1 protein-coding gene is annotated in these 2,970 nt (G+C 45.9%); it reads left to right on the top strand.

Annotated elements, in window-relative coordinates:
* Window positions 1-287 precede the first annotated feature (287 nt).
* Window positions 288-2,970, top strand: a 2,683-nt coding sequence (locus tag AC6F75_RS12475) for a DUF7149 domain-containing protein (RefSeq protein ID WP_500715378.1), incomplete at its 3' end; no start/stop codon positions are given.

Here is a 2,970-nt window from a genome sequence, read left to right as displayed (position 1 = left end):
TGCTGCGAAGCCCATAACTTAGTTCAAACACACAAAACATAAAGCCTCCTTAGTTCTCGAAAGAGGATTTTTCCCCTTAGTGATACTTCGTGCCTTTGTACCCCTGCCTACCGAAGCTTTTCATCCTCCGAAGCTTTTTTTTAGCATAGGGCGATAGCGAAGGCAGGTTGGTGGCAAGAAAATCCCTTTTCAATAAATAAAAATTCCTTACATTTATATTCTGTTAAACCCGTTAACGGAAAAAGGATCCCCTACAAAAACTGTTTAACCATTAAACCTGATGTTACATGCAGACTGAACAGGAGCCGGAAACAAGGAATCCTCAAGCACTCAAACCCCGAAAAGCACTCAACAAGGCGTTTTTAAAAGTAAAGCCCAACCGTTCGCAGATTGAACAGTTCAAGGCCAACCTGATCCTGTTGCTGGACCGCACCAACGATACCGAAAGTGAGGAATTCCACAAGAACTTGATTATTGATTTCCTGAAGAAAACCTATTACGACCCCAACCACTATATCAATACCAAAGGCCGCAACGACCTGGTCATCCACAACGGCAACAAAGCCAAAAGCAACGTGGGCGTTATTGTTGAGGCCAAAAAGCCCACCAACCGGGCTGAGATGCTCAGCAAAGGTAAACTCAATGTAAAGGCTTTGCAGGAGCTGGTGCTGTATTATTTACGCGAACGCATCACCCACAAAAACCTCGAGGTAAAATACCTCATCGCCACCAACATCAACGAGTGGTTTATTTTTGATGCCAATGTTTTTGAAAAGTCTTTCGCGCAAAGCAAAAAGCTGGTCAAAAGTTTTACCGATTTTGAAGCCGGAAGACTTGCCGGAACCAACACCGACTTTTTCTACAAAGAAATTGCCGAACCTTTTATTGCGGAAATCCAGCCGGAGCTGGAATACACCTTTTTCGATATCCGAAATTACGAAAACCCGCTGCGCAACAACAACCCCAAGGACGACAACAAACTTATTGCCCTTTATAAATTATTGTCACCGGAGCATCTGTTGAAACTGCCGTTTACCAATGACAGCAACAGCCTGGACAAACGCTTTTATGGCGAATTGCTGCACATCATTGGGCTTACTGAAACCAAACAAGGCGGCAAGAAACTTATCGAGCGCCAAAAGGAAGGGCAGCGCAACACCGGTTCACTGCTTGAAAATGCCATCATACAGCTGGACAGTATGGACAAGCTCAGCCGGCTGGACAACATCTCGCAGTTTGGCGATACCAAAGAAGAACGGCTTTTTACGGTGGGGCTGGAACTCAGCATCACCTGGCTCAACAGGATATTGTTCCTAAAACTGCTGGAAGCGCAGTTGCTCACCTATCACAAAGGCGACCGAAGTTATGAATTCCTCAGTCTGGAGCGCATTCACAATTATGACGACCTCAACGGCTTGTTTTTTCAGGTGCTGGCGCGACGGTATGACGAGCGCAATGAAGATGTCAAAGCCCTGTTTAGCAAAGTACCTTATTTAAACAGTTCACTGTTTGAACCCACAGACATTGAGCACACCACCTTGTTTATCAGCAACCTGAAGGACGAGAAAACCCTGCCCATTTACAGTGCCACGGTACTCAAGGACAAACAAGGCAAAAAACGCAACGGCGAGCTCAACGCGTTGGAGTATCTATTTGAATTTCTCAATGCCTATGATTTTAGCAGTGAAGGCGGGGAGGCCATACAGGAAGACAACAAAACGCTGATCAACGCCTCGGTGCTGGGGCTTATTTTTGAAAAAATAAACGGTTACAAAGACGGCTCTTTCTTTACGCCCGGCTTTATCACCATGTATATGTGCCACGAGACCATCAGAAAAGCGGTGGTGCAGAAGTTTAACGAAACCAAAGGCTGGGACTGTAAAAACATGGACGACCTCTATGACCGCATTGAAGACCGGCAGGAAGCCAATGACCTCATCAACAGCTTGAAGATATGTGACCCGGCGGTGGGGAGCGGGCATTTTTTGGTTTCAGCATTGAATGAGTTGATTGCCATTAAAAACGATTTGAACATTTTGCAGGACCGCACAGGGCGACGCTTAAAGGAATACCGGGTTGAGGTAGTGAATGACGAACTGATCGTGACCGATGAAGACGGCGAACTCTTTGAATACAACCCCAACAACAAAGAAAGCCAGCGCATACAAGAAACCCTGTTTCACGAAAAGCAAACCATCATCGAGAACTGCTTGTTTGGGGTTGACATCAACCCCAACTCAGTCAAAATTTGCCGTTTGCGCCTATGGATTGAGTTACTAAAAAACGCATACTACACAAAAAACTCTCCTCCTTCCCAAGGAGGAGTACCCGAAGGGGGAGGTGGTTACGAAAAAAACAACCCCAAAGGAGGAGTACCCGAAGGGGGAGGTGGTTACGAAAAAAATAACCCCAAAGGAGGAGTACCCGAAGGGGGAGGTGGTTACGAACTAAATAACCCAGAAGCAGAAGGTTCCGATCAAAGCACCACACCCGAACAAAGAGCATGTTACCGAATAAACAACCTTCCCCACTTAAAAACATTTAGAAAAGAACTACGCAATAACTTAACCCCTGCAGAAGCTAAACTGTGGACCTTGTTAAAAGGAAAAGGGCTTGAGGGAAGAAAATTCAGAAGGCAACACAGTGTTGCCAATTATATACTTGATTTTTATTGTCCTGAAGAACGAATAGCCATTGAGCTGGATGGTCAAGGCCATTTTGAAGCTACACAAGCAGAATATGACCGGGAGCGGGATTTGTTTTTGGCCACTTTTGGAATTAAAGTTTTAAGATTTGAAAACAAATGGGTTTGGGATAATGTTGAGGGGTTGCTGGATGAGGTGAAGAGTTATTTTGGGAAACAACCACCCCGTCCTGCGGACACCCCTCCTTGGGAAGGAGGGGAGCGGAAGGGTGTATCTGTTTCTGCGGAGAGGCCTGCTTGGGAAGGAGGGGAGCGGAAGGGTGTAT

The sequence above is a fragment of the Planktosalinus sp. genome, from assembly GCF_059864935.1.
The sequence above is the reverse complement of the archived record's forward strand: the minus strand, read 5'-3'. Positions and strand labels throughout refer to the sequence as shown.